We start from the raw sequence: 3112 nt of genomic DNA on the forward strand, positions 1-3112 counted from the left end.
GGTCGATGTCGCCCACGGCGGTGATGGAGCGGCTGGGGCACCGCCGCAGAACCATCTGCCACTGCATCTCGGACAGCTCCTGCGCCTCGTCGACGACGACGTGGCCGTACACCCAGCCACGCTGTCGCCGGGCGCGGTCGGCGACGAACTCGCCCTGCGGTTGCGGGGTGTCGACCTCGCCGAGCAGTTCAGCGAGGGCGTCGAGCAGAGGGATGTCGCTTGGTGCCCATCCGGCCGGCTCGGCCGAGACGGCGGCGATCTCCTCGGGGGACAGCTGTGGGGCGAACCGGGCCAGCAGGGCGGGATCGGTCAGCAGACCAGCCAGCAGGGTCTCGGCATCGAGGGTGGGCCACCATGCGTCGATGAACCGGGCGACAGCGGCGTTCTCGGCGATGCGGGACCGCAGATGCTCGACCTCCTCCTCGGAGAGCAGCCCGTCGACGTCGCTGCCGGTGGACGTCCGGGGGGCGTGGTGGTCATGCTCCATGCTCTTGTCGACGCGGGCGAGGATGTCCTCGAAGCCCTCCTCCATCTCGTCCATCAGCGCCTCGCGCTGCTCGGCGACGACATCGGCGAGGAGGTGATGCACCTGCTCGGCGAACGCCGCGCGGGCGCGGTGGTACGGGCGTCCCTGTGTCGCCGAGGCGAGCGCCTGTGCCACCGTCGCGGCCGCGATGACGTAGAACTCGCCATCCCAGCGCAACGTCAGCTCGCGGGGCCGGGGGAGTAGTGACGCGACGTAGCTTTCGAGCGTGGCCTGCCAGAGCGCGCGGCCCTTGATCTCGGCGAGAAGCCGGCTCTCGTCGCGACCCACCTGGACGTCGGCCAGCAGGGTGTCGCAGGTCGCCGAGACGACGGCGGTCTCACCGAGCGCGGGCAGCACCTGGGCGATGTACTGGAGGAACCGCGGCGAGGGGCCCAGGACCAGGACCGCCTGTTCGGCCATCTTCCGGTACGTGAACAGCAGGTACGCGACGCGGTGCAGGGCAACCACCGTCTTGCCCGTGCCGGGGCCACCCTGAACGATCAGCGGGCCGGTCGCCTCAGCCCGGATGATGTCGTCCTGTTCCCGTTGCAGTGTGGAGATCGCTGTCGACATACGGCCCGTGCGCCGCTGGTCGAGAGCGGCCAGGAGGGCGCCTTCGCCGACGAGTTCGCCGGTCATGCTCCCGTCCAGCGGCTCGTCGTCCACGCCGACGACTGTTGATCCCGTGGTGCGGATGTGCCGGCGCCGTGCCTGACCCTGTGGGTCGCCGGCCGTCGCGGTGTAGAACGGCCGAGCCGCCGGGGCGCGCCAGTCCACCAGCAGTGGCTCACCGCCCTCGCCCTCGTCGCGGAGACCGATCCGGCCGACGTGCCGCACCGTGCCGTCAAGGCTGTCGAGGCGACCGAAGACCAGCCCGTCCTCTGCTCGCCGTAGCTCGTCGTACTGTTGGCGGAGCATGCGCTGCCGGGCCTGCTCCATCGGGTCCACTGCCGCTGTCGAAAGCTCGACCCGCAGGTGGTCGGCCAGCCTGTCCCGCCGGGCCGTGGCCAGGTCCAGAAACGTCTGTTCCTCGGCGACCGCGGATCGCAGCGCGGCACCCTCTGCGGCGGCGGTCAGGTGGCCGTCCGGCGTCTCGTCGTTGACGCCGGCGGTGCTGTTGCTCGGAGCAGACTTGCGGCGCATTCGCGAATCCCCGTATCGGTCCCCCTCGGCCCGGACGGGCCGCCGTGCATTCGGCGGCAAGCATAGAGTCGATGGCCATCACCGCCCAGGAACTCCGCCCGCAGAGACGGGAATCTCAATCCCTTGCGGGTCCCGGGGCTCAGGTGGCCTCCGTCAATAACCACCCCGCTCTGGAGACGGTGGACTGGCCCGCCCGAGCGAGGTGAGTCGATCAGCGTTCGCCGCTGTGGTCAGCCCAACGTGAAGGTCACGTCGTCGACGTCGAAGGCGGTGACGCCGTTGCCGGCCGTCTCGCTGCCGAGGAAGCTGACCGTCGCGGTGCGCTCGGTCGTCGCCGTCCCACTCGACATGGTGTACTGCCGCCACAGCGCCCCGCCGTCGAAGGCCAGCGAGAACCTCGTCTTCGGCGGTATTCCGGTGACCGCCATTCCGACGTTCAGGTAGTCGCCCCGGCTGATCTCCGTGGTGGTGGTCCGCACCCAGAAGCTGACCGTCAGGTCGCAGTTGGCCGGCACGGTGACGGTGGTACGCAGCAGGTCGCTGCGCGTCACGTCCAGCCCCGCGAAGGTGGCGTACCCGCGCCCGGTGTGTGCGGGCCGGGTCGCGTCGCCGAAGACGACGATGCGGGGGCCGGCGCTCCAGCCTGTCGCGCCGCGCTCGAACCCCGGGTTCGGGTGGATCTGCCCGGCGCAGGGCGGGTCGGCGACCGGCTGGCCGTGGGATGCGCTGCCCGTGGTCAGGAGCAGGGCCGCGGCCACTGCGGTGGTGACGAAGGCTTTCATCAGGTCTCCCCGCGTGAACACATTCGAGATGGTCGATATGTATCGACGATGCGCGATGGACGTGGGCGCGTCAAGCCCTTCCCGAGGTGGGCTCGCACGCGGGGTGACGGGCGACCGGCGCTACCGGCGGCGGCGGGCGTCAGCCTCGGTGTCGAGCAGGTCGTTGAGGGTCAGCGCGGAGTTGATCAGGGAGAGGTGGCTGAACGCCTGCGGATAGTTGCCGATCTGCTCCCCGGTGGCGGCGATCTCCTCGGCATAGAGGCCGAGGTGGTTGCTGAAGGTGAACATCTTCTCGAAGGTGAGTCGGGCGTCGTCGAGGCGGCCGGAACGGGCCAGCGCCTCGACGTACCAGAAGGTGCACATGTTGAAGGTGCCCTCGTGGCCGGGGAGGCCGTCGGGGGAGTGGACCGGGTCGTACCGGTGGACCAGGCTGTCGGAGACCAGCTCGCGTTCGATCGCCAGCAGGGTGGACTGCCACAGGGGGTCGCTCGGCGTCACGAAACCGACCGCCGGCATGGCGAGCAGCGCCGCGTCCAGCACGCTTTCGTCGTACGCCTGCACGAACGTGCCCCGGCCCCGGTGGTATCCGCGGGCCATGACCTGGTCGTAGATGCGGTTGCGTTGTTCGGTCCAGCAGGCCATGTCCCCGGGGCGGCCGGTG

3 protein-coding genes are annotated in these 3112 nt (G+C 70.2%); all 3 read right to left on the reverse strand.

The window, feature by feature from the left end:
• Positions 1–1669, reverse strand: a 1669-nt coding sequence (locus tag KBX53_RS27515) for a UvrD-helicase domain-containing protein (RefSeq protein ID WP_210862430.1), incomplete at its 3' end; no start/stop codon positions are given.
• A 230-nt stretch (positions 1670–1899) separates the two neighbouring features.
• On the reverse strand, positions 1900–2451 hold the full coding sequence (locus tag KBX53_RS27520; RefSeq protein WP_210862431.1) for a hypothetical protein: 552 nt from the start codon (positions 2449–2451) through the stop codon (positions 1900–1902).
• A gap of 120 nt (positions 2452–2571) precedes the next feature.
• Positions 2572–3112, reverse strand: a 541-nt coding sequence (locus tag KBX53_RS27525; RefSeq protein WP_210862434.1) for a glycoside hydrolase family 15 protein, incomplete at its 5' end; no start/stop codon positions are given.

Origin of the sequence: Micromonospora sp. M51, from assembly GCF_018070305.1 — a bacterium.
GTDB lineage: Bacteria > Actinomycetota > Actinomycetes > Mycobacteriales > Micromonosporaceae > Micromonospora > Micromonospora parva.

What these genes read in the sequence shown, in the direction of transcription:
- KBX53_RS27520 (WP_210862431.1), bottom strand. Translation starts at nt 2,451, where the DNA reads ATGAAAGCCTTCGTCACCACCGCAGTGGCCGCGGCCCTGCTCCTGACC.